At 60.1% G+C, this 17562-nt stretch carries 15 protein-coding genes; 6 read left to right on the top strand and 9 right to left on the bottom strand.

Going from position 1 to position 17562, the window contains the following annotated elements; all coding sequences use genetic code 11:
* Window positions 1–28 precede the first annotated feature (28 nt).
* The 5 genes from pilB (at window position 29) to zapD (ending at window position 5320) form a co-directional block, all read left to right on the top strand.
* Window positions 29–1741, top strand: coding sequence for a type IV-A pilus assembly ATPase PilB (gene pilB / locus BMX62_RS00885; RefSeq protein ID WP_090202649.1), 1713 nt, complete (start codon window positions 29–31; stop codon window positions 1739–1741).
* Window positions 1742–1745: 4 nt separating this feature from the next.
* Window positions 1746–2951, top strand: a complete 1206-nt coding sequence (locus BMX62_RS00880) for a type II secretion system F family protein (RefSeq protein WP_090202645.1) — start codon at window positions 1746–1748, stop codon at window positions 2949–2951.
* Window positions 2948–3826 (top strand): prepilin peptidase, encoded by an 879-nt coding sequence (locus BMX62_RS00875; protein ID WP_090202642.1) that lies wholly within the window; start codon window positions 2948–2950, stop codon window positions 3824–3826. The genes BMX62_RS00880 and BMX62_RS00875 overlap by 4 nt, the downstream gene beginning before the upstream one ends.
* A 3-nt stretch (window positions 3827–3829) precedes the next feature.
* Window positions 3830–4429, top strand: a complete 600-nt coding sequence (gene coaE / locus BMX62_RS00870) for a dephospho-CoA kinase (protein ID WP_090202639.1) — start codon at window positions 3830–3832, stop codon at window positions 4427–4429.
* Between the two features lie 126 nt (window positions 4430–4555).
* Window positions 4556–5320: a cell division protein ZapD gene (zapD, locus tag BMX62_RS00865; RefSeq protein ID WP_090202636.1), complete on the top strand. Its 765-nt coding sequence runs from the start codon at window positions 4556–4558 to the stop codon at window positions 5318–5320.
* A 10-nt stretch (window positions 5321–5330) separates the two neighbouring features.
* Here zapD and BMX62_RS00860 read toward each other — a convergent pair whose 3' ends face one another.
* The 4 genes from BMX62_RS00860 to BMX62_RS00845 form a co-directional block, all read right to left on the bottom strand.
* Window positions 5331–6302, bottom strand: a complete 972-nt coding sequence (locus BMX62_RS00860) for a Nudix family hydrolase (RefSeq protein ID WP_090202632.1) — start codon at window positions 6300–6302, stop codon at window positions 5331–5333.
* A gap of 41 nt (window positions 6303–6343) precedes the next feature.
* The gene (argJ, locus tag BMX62_RS00855) at window positions 6344–7558 is read right to left on the bottom strand and encodes a bifunctional glutamate N-acetyltransferase/amino-acid acetyltransferase ArgJ (RefSeq protein WP_090202630.1); all 1215 of its coding nucleotides are present in this window, start codon (window positions 7556–7558) and stop codon (window positions 6344–6346) included.
* A 6-nt stretch (window positions 7559–7564) separates the two neighbouring features.
* On the bottom strand, window positions 7565–10366 hold the full coding sequence (secA, locus tag BMX62_RS00850) for a preprotein translocase subunit SecA (RefSeq protein WP_090202627.1): 2802 nt from the start codon (window positions 10364–10366) through the stop codon (window positions 7565–7567).
* 106 nt (window positions 10367–10472) lie between these two features.
* Window positions 10473–11396 (bottom strand): M23 family metallopeptidase, encoded by a 924-nt coding sequence (locus BMX62_RS00845; protein ID WP_090202624.1) that lies wholly within the window; start codon window positions 11394–11396, stop codon window positions 10473–10475.
* Window positions 11397–11518: 122 nt separating this feature from the next.
* Between BMX62_RS00845 and BMX62_RS00840 the strand changes: the two genes are divergently transcribed.
* Window positions 11519–11950 carry a DciA family protein gene (locus tag BMX62_RS00840; protein ID WP_090202621.1) on the top strand — a complete coding sequence of 144 codons (432 nt, stop codon included), beginning with the start codon at window positions 11519–11521 and terminating at the stop codon, window positions 11948–11950.
* Here the strand turns inward: BMX62_RS00840 and lpxC are convergent.
* The 5 genes from lpxC to BMX62_RS00815 all read right to left on the bottom strand — a co-directional run bounded on the left by lpxC (window position 11940) and on the right by BMX62_RS00815 (window position 17394).
* On the bottom strand, window positions 11940–12854 hold the full coding sequence (gene lpxC / locus BMX62_RS00835; protein ID WP_090202618.1) for a UDP-3-O-acyl-N-acetylglucosamine deacetylase: 915 nt from the start codon (window positions 12852–12854) through the stop codon (window positions 11940–11942). The genes BMX62_RS00840 and lpxC overlap by 11 nt on opposite strands.
* A gap of 149 nt (window positions 12855–13003) precedes the next feature.
* Window positions 13004–14185: a cell division protein FtsZ gene (ftsZ, locus tag BMX62_RS00830; RefSeq protein WP_090202615.1), complete on the bottom strand. Its 1182-nt coding sequence runs from the start codon at window positions 14183–14185 to the stop codon at window positions 13004–13006.
* Between the two features lie 139 nt (window positions 14186–14324).
* On the bottom strand, window positions 14325–15560 hold the full coding sequence (gene ftsA, locus BMX62_RS00825; protein WP_090202609.1) for a cell division protein FtsA: 1236 nt from the start codon (window positions 15558–15560) through the stop codon (window positions 14325–14327).
* A 111-nt stretch (window positions 15561–15671) separates the two neighbouring features.
* Window positions 15672–16436, bottom strand: coding sequence for a cell division protein FtsQ/DivIB (locus BMX62_RS00820; protein ID WP_238375789.1), 765 nt, complete (start codon window positions 16434–16436; stop codon window positions 15672–15674).
* A 22-nt stretch (window positions 16437–16458) separates the two neighbouring features.
* A complete protein-coding gene (locus BMX62_RS00815; RefSeq protein ID WP_090202606.1) occupies window positions 16459–17394 on the bottom strand; it encodes a D-alanine--D-alanine ligase in 936 nt (311 codons plus the stop codon).
* Window positions 17395–17562 lie beyond the last annotated feature (168 nt).

The following is a 17562-nucleotide window of genomic DNA, read 5'->3' as shown; positions in this document are numbered from 1 at the left end:
CCTCCATATCCCCCAACCCAGAGTCCCCATGTCCTCACCCGCCGCATCCATACCCCTGAGTGGTCTCGCCCGGCGCCTGGTCAAAGATGGGCTTCTCAGCGAGGTCGATGCCAACAAGGCATTGGAGCAGTCCCGTCGCAAACGATTGCCCCTGGTGGCCCATCTGGTCACGGAAAAAATCCTGACGGCCAGAACATTGGCCCAGGTGGCCGCCGAAGAGTTCGGTACACCCCTGTTTGATCTGGATGCTCTGGACAGAGAGTTCATTCCCACCCGGCTGGTGGACGAAAAATTGATCCGCCAACACCAGGCGCTCCCCATCTTCCGGCGGGGCAACCGGTTGTTTGTGGCCATGTCCGATCCCATGAATGTCCTTGCCCTGGACGAAATCAAGTTCAACACGGGCATTCCCACCGAGCCGGTACTGGTGGAGCAGGACAAGCTGGCCAAACTGATCGAGGATACCCTCAACGACGCCTCTGCCATGATGGAAGGGCTGATGGCCGAGGATCTGGACAATCTGGAGATAGTGGACAGGGAAGAACGGGGTCAGGAGGCCACCGAAAGCGATGTGGATGACACGCCGGTGGTGCGGTTCGTCAACAAGGTGCTGCTGGACGCCATCAATCGCAAGGCCTCGGACATTCACTTTGAACCCTATGAAAAATTCTTCCGGGTCCGGTTTCGTCTCGATGGAGTGCTCCATGACATCGCCCAGCCGCCCACCAGTCTGGCGCCCCGCATCACCTCCCGCATCAAGGTCATGTCCCGCATGGACATCTCCGAGCGGCGGATTCCCCAGGACGGGCGCATCAAGATGCAGATTTCCCGGGGCCGGGCCATTGATTTTCGTGTCAACAGCTGCCCCACCCTGTATGGAGAAAAAGTGGTGCTGCGTATACTGGATTCCTCCAGTGCCTTCATGGGCATTGATGCCCTGGGATACGAGGAACACCAAAAGGCCCTGTATCTCAAGGCCCTGAGCAAGCCCTATGGCATGATTCTGGTCACCGGACCCACCGGCTCAGGTAAAACCGTCTCCCTCTACACCGGCCTTGGGATTCTCAATACCCCCGACCGGAACATTTCCACGGCAGAAGACCCGGCTGAAATCAACATGCCCGGCATCAATCAGGTGAACGTCAACCCCAAGGTGGGCCTGACCTTTGCCGCTGCCCTGCGGTCCTTCCTGCGTCAGGATCCGGATATCATCATGGTGGGGGAGATCCGGGATCTGGAAACTGCCGAAATTGCCATCAAGGCGGCCCAGACCGGCCATTTGGTGCTATCAACCCTGCACACCAATGATGCCCCCCAGACCCTCACCCGCCTGGCCAACATGGGGGTGCCCCCCTACAACATCGCCTCCTCGATCCTGCTCATCATTGCCCAGCGACTGGCCCGGCGCCTGTGCAATCATTGCAAGGCCCCCGAAGAGATCCCCAGGGAGACGCTGCTGCAGGAAGGGTTCACTGAAGCAGAAATCGACCAGGGCTTTAGACTGTTCAAGCCGGTGGGCTGCGATCAATGTACCAATGGCTATCAGGGACGGGTGGGGATTTATCAGGTACTGCCCATCTCCCAAGCCACCCAGCGGCTCATTCTGGAAGGCGGCAATTCCATGCAACTGGCGGAACAGGCCCGGGCCGAGGGGGTTGATGACCTGCGACGGGCCGGGCTACTCAAGGTGAAAGCCGGAGTCACCAGTCTTGAAGAAGTCAACCGCGTGACCAAGGACTAACGATATGGCTGAAATGACAGTGTTTGTCTGGGAAGGCGTTGACAAAAAAGGGGTCAGGATCAAGGGGGAAACCAGCGCCATCAATGAAAGTCTGGCCAAGGCAGAACTGCGGCGCCAGGGCATCAATCCCCTCAAGGTACGCAAGAAACCCAAACCCCTGTTCGGCGCCCGCAAACGAATCACCCCCAAGGATATTGCTATTTTTCTGCGCCAGATGGCCACCATGATGAGTGCCGGCGTCCCCCTGGTACAATCTTTTGAAATCATTGGCCGGGGCCACGAAAACCTGGCCATGCAGGAACTGATCCTCAAGATCAAGGCCGATGTGGAAGGCGGTACCACTTTTGCCGATGCCCTGGCCCGCCATCCCACCTACTTTGACGATCTGGTCATCAACCTGGTCAAGGCCGGTGAGCAATCCGGCGCCCTGGAAACCCTGCTGCACCGGATTGCCACCTACAAGGAGCAGATCGAATCCCTCAAGGGCAAGATCAAAAAAGCCCTGTTTTACCCGGCGGCAGTGGTGGTGGTGGGCTTCATCGTCACCTCCATTTTGTTGATTTTCGTGATCCCCCAGTTTCAGGATCTGTTCCAGGGCTTTGGCGCTGATCTGCCGGTGTTCACCCAGTTTGTGATCAATATCTCGGAAGCCTTCCAGCGCTACTGGGGGGTCATTTTCGGCGGTATTATTCTGGCGGCATTTGCCTTCGTTCAGATCCGGCGCCGTTCCCGGGCCTTCCGACGGCGGCTGGAACTGCTCTCCCTGCGGATTCCGGTGGTGGGGGAGTTGCTGCGCAAAGCCGCCATCGCCCGCTTTTCCCGCACCTTGTCCACCATGTTCTCCGCCGGGGTGCCCCTGGTGGAATCCATGGAATCGGTGGCCGGCGCCACCGGCAATGCCCTGTTTGTGGAGGCCACCTTGCGGATGCGGGATGAAACCGCCGCCGGGGTTCAGTTGCAGCAGGCCATGCGCAATTCCGGGGTGTTCCCCAACATGGTGGTACAAATGGTGGCCATCGGCGAGGAATCCGGCGCCCTGGACGATATGCTGAGCAAGGTGGCCGACTTTTATGAGGAGGAAGTGGACAATATGGTTGATGCCCTCGCCAGCCTGATGGAACCCATGATCATGGCCATCCTGGGTGTTGTGGTAGGTGGCCTGGTGATTGCCATGTATCTGCCCATCTTCCAATTGGGGTCTGTGGTATGAGTTTTCCCGTTACCGATAGCCTGCCACTGCTGTTGGCCCTGACCGGGGTGTTCAGCCTGATGGTCGGCAGCTTTCTCAATGTGGTCATTCATCGACTGCCGATCATGATGGAGCGGCGCTGGCAGGAGGATGTGCTGGACTGGCAACGGTCACAGGGCCATGGGCCGCCGGTGGACCAGGAACCTGCGCCGCCCTACAACCTGCTGCTTCCCCGCTCTGCCTGTCCCGCCTGCGGCCATGGCATCACCGCCCTGGAAAACATCCCCCTCTTGAGTTATCTGTTTCTCAGGGGCAAATGTGCCGCCTGCGGCGCCTCCATTTCCCCCCAGTATCCCCTGGTGGAACTGGCCACCGCCCTGCTCTCCATGGCTGTGGTCTGGTATTTCGGTGCCACCTGGACAGCGGCGGCAGCCCTGCTGTTGACCTGGGCCTTGATCGCCCTGGCCGTGATCGACCTGCGCACCACCCTGTTGCCGGATGTCATCACTTTGCCACTGTTATGGCTGGGGCTGGTGCTGAACCTGGGTGGCCTGTTTACCGATGCCACCAGCAGCCTGCTGGGGGCCGTCTTTGGCTATCTGAGCCTGTGGCTGGTCTACCATGGCTTCCGCTTGCTCACCGGCAAGGAAGGCATGGGGCATGGCGACTTCAAACTACTGGCTGCCCTGGGTGCCTGGCTCGGCTGGCAGATGCTGCCCCTGATCATTTTATTGTCGTCCCTGGTCGGGGCCGTGGTGGGTCTGCTGCTCATTGCCGTGAGGGGGCGGGACCGTAACCTGCCCATGCCTTTTGGTCCATATCTGGCCGCTGCGGGCTGGATTGCCCTGCTATGGGGCCATCTGATCGTGGACACCTATCTGGGCATGATGCACTAGGCCATGTTGACCATCGGACTCACCGGCGGCATTGGCAGCGGCAAAAGCACCGTATCCCGGCTGTTTGAGGCCCGTGGGATTACGGTCATTGATGCAGATATAATGGCCAGGCAGGTGGTGGCGCCAGGTTCGCCAGGACTGGCTGCGGTGGTGTCTGCCTTTGGTCACCATCTCCTCAGACCCGATGGCAGTCTGGATCGGGCCCTGTTGCGGGAACAGGTCTTCCAGAACCACCAAGCCCGTCACAGACTGGAACATCTGCTGCACCCTATGATCTGGGATAAAATGGACCAGGAAATACTCAGGGCCAAACCCCCTTACTGTATCCTGGTCGTCCCCTTGCTGCTGGAGTCAGGCGCTCAGGAACGGGTAGACCGGGTATTGCTGGTGGATTGTACCGAGGCCACCCAAAAAGCCAGAGCCAGTCACCGTGACGGGGTATCGGCGCAACAGATCCAGGCCATCCTGGATACCCAGGCTTCCAGGACCCAGCGGCTGGCAATAGCCGATGATGTGATCGACAACGAGGGGCCAGCCACTGATCTTGAACATCAGGTCGACACCCTGCACCAGCGCTATCTGGCCCTGGCGGGTGCCGGTTGATGCCCGGATGGCATGTGTCTTTCACAGAATTTCCGGTGCGAAAGCCCCTGATTTCAGTCGGGGGAGGAAGCGCCGCCTCCAAACTTGATACATAGATAGCTATTGCCTATAATCAGCGCCGTGAAAATGACCATCACCTACGAACAACCCTTGCATGAGCGGGTCCGCTTGTTCATGCGCCTGGAAATGCTCATGGCGCGCTTTGATCACGCCCTGAAACATGAAGCGCCGCCGGATACCCACAGCAGTCTGCTCACCTTGATCGAAATGGTGAACCTCACCAACCGGGTGGATGTGAAGCGGGAATTGATAAAAGAGCTGGAGCGGCAGATCGTCAACCTGGGCCGGCTCGGCAGTGAACCCGGCGTGGACCAGCAGCGCTTGAACTCGGTGATCCACCACCATCGTCAACTCATTGATACCATTCACGCTCTGGGTGGTCAGATGGACCGGCAGGTCAAGGGCAATGATTTTTTCAACAGCATCCGCCAGCGGACCGCCATACCGGGGGGAACCTGCGATTTCGATCTGCCAGCCTATCACTATTGGTTGGCTCGCCCCACCGGGGAACGCCGGCAACTGCTGCAGGTATGGGCACAACCTTTTACCGAAATCCAGGAATCCGTCAGTGTGATCCTGCAGTTGATCCGCAACGCCGGGGCAAACCGTACCGTGATTGCACCCAGAGGTTTTCATGAACAGACCCTGGATACTACCCAGCCTTGGCAGATGCTGCGAATCATCCTGCCCATGAATGCCCCCTGCTACCCGGAGATCAGCGCCGGCAAACAGCGGTTTTCGGTGCGTTTCCTGCGGGCAGGTGATATGACATCCCGGCCAGCCCAGTGTGATGGGGAAATTCAGTTTACCCTGAGCTGCTGCGCCCTTTAACGGGCAGGATTCAATCGGGTTCTGCCGGCCCCAGCCAGAGTCCCCGGATGCCGGCGATACCCTGGCCACCGTGGTCCTGGGCCGTAGCCACATGGGCCGGCGTCATCCCGCCCAGGGCATAGGCCGGACAGCCAGCCTGCCGGGCCAGTTCCTCGAACCGGGACCACCCTAATGTGGGCGCCCCTGGGTGGGTCAAGGTGGCGGCCACTGGAGAAATCAGCACCAGATCCGCGCCGATCTTCCGGGCCTGCCGCAGCCCCACGGCATCATGTACCGATGCCCCCACCAGATGCTGACCATCCAGTCCCTCAGGCCGTTGGCCCAGCAAGGCCAGACGGTGGCTGTTGAGGTGTACGCCATCAGCCCCCAGGGTGATGGCCCGCTCAGGATCGCCATTGAGCAACAGGCGCACCCCCTTGGCCCGACACAGTGGCATGACCTGGGCCATCAGTTCGGCAAGGATTTCCCCTTCCAGACGCGGCGTTCGCCACTGAATCAGGCGGACCCAACCTGCGGCCAGGGTCCGTTGCAGCCCCGCCAGCAGGGTATGGGGGCAGCGCAGATCGGGGGTGATCAATACACGATCCGGCAACGTCAGCGCCTGAATGATCGGTCGGTTGGCGGCGGGAAAATCCAGGGTGTGCAATAAACCGGCAGGCATCCAGCGCAGGGGTTGGCCTTCCATGCCCCGAGGCCGGCCTTCGAAGCGATGAACCCTGACCACCTCCAATCGCACCTGCCGGTCAGGATAGGCGTGGTCCAGGGTCATCAGGGGATGAAAGCTTACGGGGATGATGTCCAGTTCTTCCCGCAATTCCCGGCACAGGGCGGTTTCCAGGTTCTCCCCCGGCTCAATCTTGCCTCCGGGAAACTCCCATCGCCCACCCTGATGCACATGATCAGGGCGACGGGCAATCAGGTATTCATCACGATCATTGGCGATGGCGGCCACCGCCACCCGCAAAGGCTGGCTGCTTGTCATTGGTTAAGAGAGCTTCCGTTCTTAGGCGGGAAGGCGTTGACTCATGAGCGGTATTCGGCGTTGATACGCACATAGTCGTAGGAAAAATCGCAGGTATAGACTTCGGCCTGGGCCGTGCCCCGTTCTCCCAGATGGATGTTGATGGGGATATCGGTCCTTGCCATCACCTGTTGTCCCATCGCTTCTTCATAGTCGGGGGCGCGCCCACCCTGGGTAACGATACAGACATCATCCAGATGGATGGTCACCCGATCCACGTCCAGATCGGCAATACCGGCCCGCCCCACCGCCGCCAGGATACGGCCCCAGTTGGGATCGGAGGCAAACAGGGCGGTTTTCACCAGTGGTGACAAGGCCACCGTAAAACCCACCTGACGGGCTTCGGCCACATCCCGGGCGCCACTGACCCGCACGGTAATGAACTTGGTGGCGCCTTCCCCATCACGGACAATGGCATGGGCCAGGTGGCGGCAGACCCGCAGCAATGCCTGCTCGAACAGCACCTGATCCGCCATATCGGTCAACCCGACCCCGGCAGCTCCGGTGGCCATCAATACACAGGCGTCGTTCGTGGAGGTATCACCATCGACGGTGATGGCATTGAAACTGGCTTCATTGCAGCGCAGCAGCATGGCCTGCAGCATGTCCTTGTCCACCTGGGCATCGGTGGCCAGAAAGGCCAGCATGGTGGCCATGTCGGGATGAATCATGCCCGATCCTTTGGCAATCCCGGTGAGGGTAACCGTTCCCCCGGAAAGACGTACTGTTTCCGATACCCCCTTGCCCACCGTATCGGTGGTCATGATGGCCCGCATCCCGTCCATCCAGCCCTGCTCATTCAGGGCCGTCATGGCCATGGGCAGGGCCGCCGAGATCCGGTCCACCGGCAATGGCTCACCAATCACTCCGGTGGAAAACGGCAATACCTGGGTCATATCCACCCCGGCATGGTCAGCGACAGCCACACAGCTTGAACGGGCGGCGGTCAATCCCTGGGCTCCTGTACCGGCATTGGCATTGCCGGCATTGATCAGCAGATAGCGGGGTGCCCCGCTGGCCAGATGCTGCCGGGCCACCTGCACCGGAGCTGCACAAAAGGCATTGCGGGTGAACACAGCAGCACAGGTGCTGCCCGGCGCCAGCTCCATCAGTACCAGATCGTCACGCCCCTGGTAGCGGATACCCGCCGCCACAGCACCGAGACGAACACCAGCCACAGGCGCCAGTGCAACGGGTTCGGACAGATTCACCGCCATGAATGATTACTCCAGTCTGCCGTGGCAATGCTTGAATTTTTTGCCGGACCCACACCAGCAGGGATCATTGCGCCCCAGCTTGGGGCCTTCCCGCCGATAGGGTTCCTGGTCCTGATCTTCGGGGTTGCCCTGGGGGCGGGCTTCGTCCTCTGCGGACAGGGGACTGTCCGGTTGATCATGCTTGAATTCCATGGCGGCTGATTTGTCATGACGGCGGGCCTGGGCTTCCAGGACGGCCACATCGTCCGGTGACTGCACCTGCAGCCGCATGAGCATGGAAATCACATCGTGCTTGATCCGCTCCAGCAGGCTTTCGAACATGGCGAAGGCTTCGCGCTTGTATTCCTGCTTGGGATTGCGCTGGGCATACCCCCGCAGGCCAATACCCTGGCGCAGATAGTCCATGGCGGCCAGATGTTCCTTCCAGTGGCTGTCGAGCACCTGTAGCATCACATCCTTTTCGATCCGGTGCATCATCTCCGGCCCGATGATGGCCTGCTTGGCCTCCATGGCTGCCCGCACTTCCCCTTGCAGGCGCTCGCGCAAGGATTCCTCGTGCAGGTCATCCTCCCGCTCCAGCCAGCCGGTAATGTCCAGTTTAAGACCAAATTCTCCTTCCATGGTCTGGGTCAGGCCGGGAATATCCCATTGTTCATCGATGGAACCGGGGGGAATATGCCGGCTGATGGCCTGATCCACCACGTCTTCACGCACCACCCGAATGGTGTCGGAGATGTCCTGGGAATCCAGCAGTTCCCGGCGCTGCTCATAGACTACCCGGCGCTGATCGTTGGCGACATCGTCATATTCGAGCAGATTCTTGCGGATATCAAAGTTATGCCCTTCCACCTTGCGCTGGGCGTTTTCGATGGCCTTGGTCACCCAGGCGTTCTCGATGGCCTCGCCCTCCTGCATACCCAGCTTTTGCATGATCATCTTCACCCGGTCGGAGGCAAAGATACGCATCAGATTATCTTCCAGGGACAGGAAGAAGCGGCTGGAACCGGGGTCACCCTGACGACCGGCACGACCCCGTAGCTGGTTGTCGATACGGCGGGATTCATGGCGTTCGGAGCCAATGATGTGCAGGCCGCCCATCTCCAGCACCTGATCGTGGCGCTGCTGCCATTGGACGCGGATTGTTTCCACCTGGTCAGGATCGGGGTTGAGGCCCAGGGTCTCCAGTTCCGCCTCCAGGCTGCCGCCCAGTACGATGTCGGTGCCGCGACCGGCCATGTTGGTGGCAATGGTCACCGCCCCCGGTCGGCCCGCCTGGGCCACGATATGGGCTTCCCGTTCATGCTGTTTGGCATTGAGGACTTCGTGGCTGATCTTCGCCTTCTTGAGCAGGTCGGACAGGATTTCCGAGGCCTCTACCGAGGCGGTCCCCACCAGTACCGGCTGACCCCGTTCCCGGCAATGGCTGATGTCCTCGATGATGGCCTTGTATTTCTCCTTTTGGGTCATATAGACCAGATCCTGCATATCATTGCGGACCATGGGTTTGTTGGTGGGAATGACCACCACTTCCAGGCCATAGATATGCTGGAACTCGTAGGCTTCGGTATCGGCGGTCCCGGTCATGCCCGAGAGCTTGCCGTAGAGGCGGAAATAATTCTGGAAAGTGATGGAGGCCAGGGTCTGATTTTCGTTCTGGATCGGCACCCCTTCCTTGGCCTCCACGGCCTGATGCAGGCCCTCCGACCAGCGCCGACCGGCCATCACCCGCCCGGTGAATTCATCAATGATGAGCACCTGCTGGTCCCGCACTAGATAATGAACATCCCGCTGGAAAATGGCATGGGCACGCAGGGCCGCATTGAGATGATGCAGCAAAGGGATGCTGGCGGCGTCATACAGGGACTGATCCGCCTTGAGCAGCCCGGCTTCCTTGAGCAGTTGCTCCGCCTGTTCCTGGCCGTCTTCGGATAAAAACACCTGCTTGACCTTTTCATCCACATAGTAATCCCCTTCCCCTTCTTCGTCTTCCTGACGTTGCAGCCGAGGCACAATGTCCTTCATCCGCTGATACAACTCGGAGTTTTCACCGGTAGGACCAGAGATGATCAGGGGAGTACGGGCCTCGTCGATGAGGATGGAATCCACTTCGTCCACAATGGCGTAGGCCAGTTCGCGCTGAACCCGATCCTCGGCACGAAAGGCCATGTTGTCCCGCAAGTAGTCAAAACCAAATTCGTTGTTGGTGCCATAGGTGATGTCGGCGGCATAGGCTTCCCGCCGGGTTACCGGGCGCAGATGGAGGTATCCGTCTTCTTCACCGATAAACTCCGGGTCGTACAGATAGGAATGCTTGGCCCCCTTGGCACCAGAGGAGTTGATGACGCCCACAGTCAGACCAAGGCCGTGGTAGAGCCGTCCCATCCAGGTGGCATCCCGGCGGGCCAGATAGTCGTTGACCGTGACCACATGCACGCCCTTGCCGGGCAGGGCATTGAGGTAGGCCGACAGGGTGGCCACCAGGGTTTTGCCTTCGCCGGTGCGCATTTCGGCAATGCGACTATCATTGAGCACCATGCCGCCAATGAGCTGAACATCGAAATGGCGCATGTTCATGATGCGCCGTCCCGCCTCCCGGGCCACCGCGAAGGCTTCGGGCAGCACATCCTCCAGAGGCTCTCCCTTGTCGAGGCGTTCACGGAAGAATGCCGTTTTTGACCGAAGTTGTTCGTCGGTGAGCGACTTGAGATCGGGTTCCAGTTCGTTGATCCGTCCCACCTGCTTGCCATATCGCTTGACCAGGCGGTCGTTACGGCTACCGAAGATCTTTCTGACGAGACTTGTGACCATTGAAAGGTTCTGCACTGGGTGACTGAACGTGAAGGGGCATCATACCGCATCCACGACACAGGCGCAGTGACCAAAGGTCCGCGCCGGTCCTGGACCCGCTGAGCCCCTATCCGGCGTCATTGATGAAACGATGGGGGTTCATGTGGCGGCCATCCTTGAGCACCTCAAAATGCACATGGGGACCGGTGGCACGTCCGGTGGCGCCCATTTCTGCAATCACCTGACCCTTGCGGACGGTATCGCCCACGGCCACCCGCATGGCCCGGTTATGGGCATAGCGGGTGACATAGCCCTGACCGTGATCAATCTCCACCAGTTTGCCGAAGGTGTTGTGATAATCGGCAAAAATAACAATGCCACCGGCCACGGCCAGGATTTCGGTACCGGGTCGGCCGGCAAAATCCACCCCCCGGTGAAAAACCTGACGCCCGGTAAAGGGGTCGGTGCGGGTGCCGTAGCCGGAGGAAATCCAGCCGGAGGCAACAGGCCGTCCGGCGGGGGTCACTTCATCGGCCAGTTGGGCCGATAAAAGCAGCTGGCTGAGCAGCCGTAACTGGGATTCCCGATCTTCCAGTTGTCGGGCCAGGGTGTCCAGTTGCCGCAGCAGGTCAAGATCAGGCAACACGCCCGGTAGCAGTTCCTCCGGTCCACCCAGCCCCGGCGGATGGCCAAAATCAAACTCCCCATCCTCAAGATCAGCCATGTTCACCAGCTTGCCGCCCAATGCTTCCAGGCGCATCATCTGGGCCTGGAGCTGGGCCACCCGCTGGGTCAGGATACGGATATCCGCCTCGGCCACATCCCGGGTGTATTCCAGTTCCAGCCGCTGGGCCTGTAATGCCTCTCCCCAGGCGGCCAGCCGGGGGTCGGCGGCACCATGCACCTGTTTGCCCCACTGATACCCCGCCCCCAGGATCAGGCTGCCACAGACCGTGAACGCGGCCAGGGGCAAGGTCAGGTGATACCAGCGGGAGATCTGGAAGCGCCGGGAACCCGCCCCTTTGCCCGTCAGGAAAATGATGTTCACCATGATGTCGATGCCTGCCCTGCTGTTTCGATGGTTTGCGCCGGTCCAGTCCCCGGTGGGTATGCCTTTGACGCCAACACGGGTAATCTTGGGGCTGTCCGTCCAAACGACCCAACGGCCTGCCCATGCGCCGCACCCAAACCTACCTGAATCCCGATCTGCTGCAACAAGCCGCCCTGCTGGAACGGCTCACCCGTGACATCAAAACCCTGCTGCCCCCCGGACCCCGGGAACATTGCTGGGTGAGCGGAATCCAGGCAGGGGTGGTGACCCTGGTCACAGACTCCGGGGTCTGGGCTACGCCGCTGCGCTACCGGCAACGGGACATTCTGGCTCGACTCCAACGGGAGCACGGGATTCAGGCCCGGACCATCCGTATCCGGGTACGTCCGGCTGTCACCCCCCCGGCCACCACCTCCCGACTCCAGCCGCCAGAACCCCTGACCACCAAGGCCCGGCAGGCACTGCTGGGGGCTGCCAACACAGTGACGGACCCGGAGTTGGGGCAGGTGCTGCGCCGCCTGGCCATGCGGCGTCATACCCCGGTCAAGCCGTGACCAGGGCGTGAGCGTAGGAAATGGGCAGCGGCTCCCCCCCATCCTCGAAAGTCACGATTTCGTAGGCATCTTCCTGGGTGATCAGCTTGCGAATCAGCCGATTGTTCAGGGCATGGCCGGACTTGTAGCCCGTAAACGCCCCGATGAGACTATGGCCCAGTTGATAAACGTCTCCAATGGCGTCGAGGATTTTGTGTTTAACAAATTCGTCCTCGTAGCGCAGGCCGTCCTCGTTAAGTACCCGGTAGTCATCCAGAACCACCGCATTGTCCAAGCTCCCCCCCAGGGCCAGCCGCCGACTGCGCAGGGCTTCGATTTCCCGCATGAAGCCGAAGGTGCGGGCGCGACTGACTTCCTTGACAAAGGACGTGGTGGAAAAATCCAGCTCCGCCGACTGAATGCCGCCGCTGAAGATGGGATGCTTGAAATCGATGGAAAATCCCACCTTGAAACCATTAAAGGGGTCCAGCCTGGCCCACTTGTCGTCTTCTCTGACTTCCACCGGACGGCGGATGCGAATGAAGCGTTTGGGGGCATTTTGTTCGACGATGCCGGCAGACTGAATCAAAAAAACGAAAGGCCCGGCACTGCCGTCCATGATGGGGACTTCCGGGGCGCTGACATCCACATACAGGTTGTCGATACCCAGCCCGGCCACCGCTGACAGCAGATGCTCCACGGTAGAGACACGCACATCACCATTGACCACGGTAGTGGACAGACAGGTGTCCCCCACGTTCTCCGGATGGGCCTTGATCTCCACCACCGGGTCCAGATCCACCCGGCGGAACACCACCCCCACATTCACGGGGGCGGGCCGCAGCATGAGATAGATTTTTTCGCCGGTATGAAGACCAACGCCGGTGGCCCGGATGGTATTTTTGAGCGTGCGCTGCTTGATCAACGTGATAGTCCTCTGAACCCGCGACGCATGAAAACGGCATGTACCGGGCGCGCCGACAGGAAAAATAGCTGGTCATTATGCCATTGAACGCTGCTGGCTGCATGGCAAACGGCGGGAGGAGCACCCTCCCGCCGTGGGCTTGCCCCGGGTCAGTCGGCCTGCTTGCGCAGGAAAGCAGGAATGTCCAGATAGTCCATGTTGGGGTTGTTGGACATGTCATAAGCTGCATTGCCCTGCTGCCGACGCAGCACGGCAGGCCGATCCAGCTTGTCGTAATCCACCACGTCCGGCCCGTTGTTGCCACCAACGGCCACCTGGCGAGCTTCCACCAGCTTGACGGTGGGCCGGTCCCGGGTGGGCCGGGCAGCCTGGCCGGGGGTACCCAGACCGGTGGCGACCAGAGTCACCCGCAGTTCGTCGTCCATTTCCGGGTCAATCACGGTGCCCACCACCACGGTGGCATCCTCGGAAGCAAATTCCTTGACTGCCGCGCCCACTTCCTCGAACTCACCAATGGACATGTCCATACCGGCGGTGACATTCACCAAAATACCTCTGGCGCCGGCCAGGTCCACGTCTTCCAGCAGCGGACTGGAAATGGCGGCCTCGGCAGCAACCCGGGCACGATCCCCACCGGAAGCGGTGCCCGTGCCCATCATGGCCATCCCCATCTCCGACATCACAGTGCGCACGTCGGCAAAGTCCACATTGATCAGACCCGGACGGGTGATGAGTTCTGCAATCCCCTGTACGGCCCCCAGCAACACATCGTTGGCCGCCTTGAAGGCATCCAGCAGGGTCACGTTTTTCCCCAGCACCGAGAGCAGCTTGTCATTGGGAATGGTAATGAGGGAATCCACATATTTGGCCAGATTCTCCATGCCGCTCTGGGCCACCAACATCCGCTTTTTACCCTCGAAGGGGAAAGGCTTGGTCACCACGGCCACGGTGAGAATGCCCATTTCCTTGGCAATCTGGGCCACTACCGGCGCAGCCCCGGTGCCCGTACCACCGCCCATGCCGGCGGTAATAAAGACCATATCGGCACCATCAATCACTTCCTGGATGCGTTCCCGATCTTCCAGGGCCGCCTCACGGCCCACTGCCGGGTCGGCACCTGCACCCAGCCCCTTGGTAATGTGTGATCCCAGTTGCAGCAGGGTTTTGGCATCCACCCGCTTGAGCGCCTGGGCATCGGTGTTGGCCACCACAAAGTCCACACCCTCGATGGATGCGTTGACCATGTGCTGTACGGCATTACCGCCGCCGCCACCAACACCAATGACCTTGATGACTGCATTCTGAGGAAGGTTATCCATCAGCTCAAACATGTCCAGCACCTCCTAAAAACCACAATTCGTTGAAAAAACACAATCGTTCCACGTTCCGATCACCACCATGCCATCCACCCCCTGCATGCGCCCGTTTTGCCCGGATCTGATCGCCCTTGACCACCGTCGCAGCGGTGCCCTAAAGATTGCCCTGAAACCAGTGTTTCATCCGCCCCCAGACCGATTTCATACTGCCATCCCGCACCCCGTCCTCCAGGGTGTGGTAACGACTTTGCTGACCAAACAACAATAAACCCACACCGGTGGAATGGGTGGGATTTTTCACCGCATCCACCAGACCGGTCACGTACTGGGGTAACCCCAGGCGCACCGGCATCTGAAATACCTCCTCGGCCAGTTCCGCCACGCCCTCCATTCTTGAGGAACCGCCGGTGAGCACCACCCCCGCCGCCACCAGCTCCTCACAGCCGGAGCGGCGCAGTTCCGAGCGCACCAGCGACATGAGTTCCTCGTAGCGCGGCTCCACCACCCCCGCCAGGGTCTGTCGGGAAAGCCGCCGGGGTGGCCGGTCCCCCACGCCGGGGACTTCGATGTTCTCCTCCGGGTTGGCAAGCTGACGCAGGGCGCAGGCGTATTTGATCTTGATTTCCTCGGCATATTGGGTGGGTGTGCGCAAGGCCACTGCAATATCATTGGTCACCTGGTCACCGGCAATGGGAATCACTGTGGTATGCCGGATGGCACCATCGGTGAATATCGCAATGTCGGTGGTGCCACCACCAATGTCCACCAAACACACCCCCAATTCCTTTTCATCCTCGGTCAGTACCGCATAACTGGAAGCCAACTGTTCCAGAATAATGTCATCCACATCCAGCCGGCATCGCTGCACACATTTGATGATGTTCTGGGCGGCAGATACCGCACCGGTCACCAAATGTACCTTGGCCTCCAGACGCACACCGGACATGCCAATGGGTTCACGAATACCCTCTTGTTCATCAATGATGAACTCCTGAGGCAAGACATGCAAAATACGTTGGTCTGCGGGGATGGCCACGGCACGGGCCGCATCAATCACCCGTTCCACATCCGCTGCCGTGACTTCCTTGTCCTTGATGGCCACCACCCCTGTGGAATTCAGGCTCTTGACGTGACTGCCGGCAATGCCGGTGAACACGGAATGAATCCGGCAACCTGCCATCAGCTCCGCTTCTTCAATGGCCCGCTGAATGGACTGCACGGTGGATTCAATATTGACCACCACGCCCTTCTTGAGACCGCGGGAGGGATGGGAACCGATTCCGATAATCTCGATATCACCATCGTCATTGATTTCACCGACAATGGCCTCCACTTTGGAAGTTCCGATATCCAGACCGACGATCATTCCCTTCTCCGATCGCTTTGACATAAAATTTCATCTCCACTGCCGGGGTGATCGGCATGATTGCACTGCCCCTAGGAAACCCATCAAGGGCGGTAATATTCAATACGTTTTGTCTTGCCCCCAGGACCGTCCATCTTATTGTCCATCCCGCTCCGGGGACTGCCAGGCCACGGCGATGCCGTTGGTATAGCGCATATCGATGCGCTTGATGGGATGGTCACGATGGGCCTCCAACCGTGGATACATGCGCACCAGCCGGTCCAGCCGGTCGGTATCCATGCCCCGTCCCATCAATACCTGCCCCCCATCTTCAAGTTGAATGACCCAGGAACGGCGGGCGTCTTCCCGCAGGCCGGAAACCTCCAGCCCCACGTCCGCCAACCGGGCCTGAACTGCCAAAAACCGCTCCATGAGCTGCCGCTGACGTCCCTGGCGCCCTTCCAGAAAAGGGAGCCCTTCCGGGGCTTCCGACAATGCAGGATGAAACAGTTCCCCGTACTGGTTCACCAGAGCATCGTTGCCCCAACGGGCCACGGGCACCTGCTCCTCTATCTGAATCACGATACGGTCGGGCCATTCCCGCCGCAGCCATACCCCCCGCACCCAGGGCAACGCCTGTACCGATGCCTCCATCTGGCGCAGATCCAGGGCCAGAAATCCGGCCTGGAGATGGGGGGTCACCACTGCCGAGAGGGTGTCCGGGTGTAAATGCCGCAGTTCTCCTTCCAATGTCACGGTACGAACCGGCAGGGTATCTGGTTCCATCAGGTAGGTCACGGCCCCCTGACCGGCCACCACGAGCATGATCAGTGCCGCTGCCAGCAGCAGGGTCCGCAGGGCGCGGTGCAGACGAGGCTCCCGCCACCAGGGCAGTCGCCGCTGCACCTTTCGCCTTGCCATTGCTCTACCCATGGGCACCCCGTCATTGCAGCCCCGAATCCAGGGTCGTGGCCAAAATTTTCAGCACCAGCGCCTGAAAATCCAGCCCGGCAGCCCGAGCCGCCATCGGTACCAGGCTGTGATCAGTCATGCCAGGCACGGTGTTCACTTCAATGAGCCAGGGCTGCCCCCCATGGTCTATCATCAGATCCACCCGGCCCCAGCCCCGGCCCGATACGGCTTCAAAGGCGGTCAAGGCCAGGGCCTGAACTGCACTTTCAAGGGCCGGGTCCAGACCACAGGGGCAATGATAACGGGTATCCGTGGCCGCATACTTGGCCTGGTAATCATAAAATGTCCTGGGCGTTTCCAGACGGATCAGGGGCAGTGGTTCCCCATCCACAATGGCTGCGGTCACTTCCTGCCCAGTGATCCAGCGTTCCGCAAACACCGGCCCGCCGCAGGCCGCAGCCCTGTCAAAGGCTTCCGGCAATGCCGTCACCTGACTGACCCGGCTCATGCCGATGCTCGATCCCTCCAGGGCCGGCTTGACCATCAGTGGCAACCCCAGGGCCGCTTCCACTGCCACCGGGTCAAAGCCCGGAGACAGCACCCGATAATCGGGGGTAGGCAAACCGGCACCCTGCCAAAGCTGCTTGGTCATGAGTTTGTTCATGCCCACGGCAGAACCGGCCACGCCGGTACCGGTGTAGGGCAGGCCCAGCACTTCCAAAGCCCCCTGGATAACCCCATCCTCACCGCCACGGCCATGCAGGACAATGAATGCCCGGTCATAGGCCCCCTGCTCCAGAACCGCCAGTACATCCCGCCCCACATCAATGCCATGGGCATCGACGCCGGCGTGTTGCAGAGCCTGCAAGACTGCCTGGCCGCTACGCAGGGAGACTTCACGCTCGGCTGACCAGCCTCCCATGAGTACAGCCACCTTACCCAACATCGCCTCACTGGACTGGATCATAACCTGCTCCGAATTTCATACTCGAAAGTGCTGATTCGGTGATTCACTCTCCGTTGATAGCGCCCGGGTTTGGGCGAGCAACTGGAGTCCTGGTTGAGCAGTCCCAACCGGAGGCGCTCAGTCCGTTCCAGCAAGATCGCCTTGACCCGCTTGAACGGAGTGAACCGC

The organism is Ectothiorhodospira magna (genome assembly GCF_900110965.1).
GTDB lineage: Bacteria > Pseudomonadota > Gammaproteobacteria > Ectothiorhodospirales > Ectothiorhodospiraceae > Ectothiorhodospira > Ectothiorhodospira magna.
The sequence above is the reverse complement of the archived record's forward strand: the minus strand, read 5'-3'. Positions and strand labels throughout refer to the sequence as shown.

Bases quoted from the DNA above. Each gene is read 5' to 3' on its own strand.
- ftsZ (WP_090202615.1), bottom strand. From the start codon at position 14,185: ATGTTTGAGCTGATGGATAACCTTCCTCAGAATGCAGTCATCAAGGTC.
- BMX62_RS00845 (WP_090202624.1), bottom strand. From the start codon at position 11,396: ATGGTGAACATCATTTTCCTGACGGGCAAAGGGGCGGGTTCCCGGCGC.
- ftsA (WP_090202609.1), bottom strand. From the start codon at position 15,560: ATGTCAAAGCGATCGGAGAAGGGAATGATCGTCGGTCTGGATATCGGA.
- BMX62_RS00880 (WP_090202645.1), top strand. From the start codon at position 1,746: ATGGCTGAAATGACAGTGTTTGTCTGGGAAGGCGTTGACAAAAAAGGG.
- argJ (WP_090202630.1), bottom strand. From the start codon at position 7,558: ATGGCGGTGAATCTGTCCGAACCCGTTGCACTGGCGCCTGTGGCTGGT.
- coaE (WP_090202639.1), top strand. From the start codon at position 3,830: ATGTTGACCATCGGACTCACCGGCGGCATTGGCAGCGGCAAAAGCACC.
- zapD (WP_090202636.1), top strand. From the start codon at position 4,556: ATGACCATCACCTACGAACAACCCTTGCATGAGCGGGTCCGCTTGTTC.
- BMX62_RS00815 (WP_090202606.1), bottom strand. From the start codon at position 17,394: ATGATCCAGTCCAGTGAGGCGATGTTGGGTAAGGTGGCTGTACTCATG.
- BMX62_RS00840 (WP_090202621.1), top strand. From the start codon at position 11,519: ATGCGCCGCACCCAAACCTACCTGAATCCCGATCTGCTGCAACAAGCC.
- secA (WP_090202627.1), bottom strand. From the start codon at position 10,366: ATGGTCACAAGTCTCGTCAGAAAGATCTTCGGTAGCCGTAACGACCGC.
- pilB (WP_090202649.1), top strand. From the start codon at position 29: ATGTCCTCACCCGCCGCATCCATACCCCTGAGTGGTCTCGCCCGGCGC.
- BMX62_RS00820 (WP_238375789.1), bottom strand. From the start codon at position 16,436: ATGGCAAGGCGAAAGGTGCAGCGGCGACTGCCCTGGTGGCGGGAGCCT.
- BMX62_RS00860 (WP_090202632.1), bottom strand. From the start codon at position 6,302: ATGACAAGCAGCCAGCCTTTGCGGGTGGCGGTGGCCGCCATCGCCAAT.
- BMX62_RS00875 (WP_090202642.1), top strand. From the start codon at position 2,948: ATGAGTTTTCCCGTTACCGATAGCCTGCCACTGCTGTTGGCCCTGACC.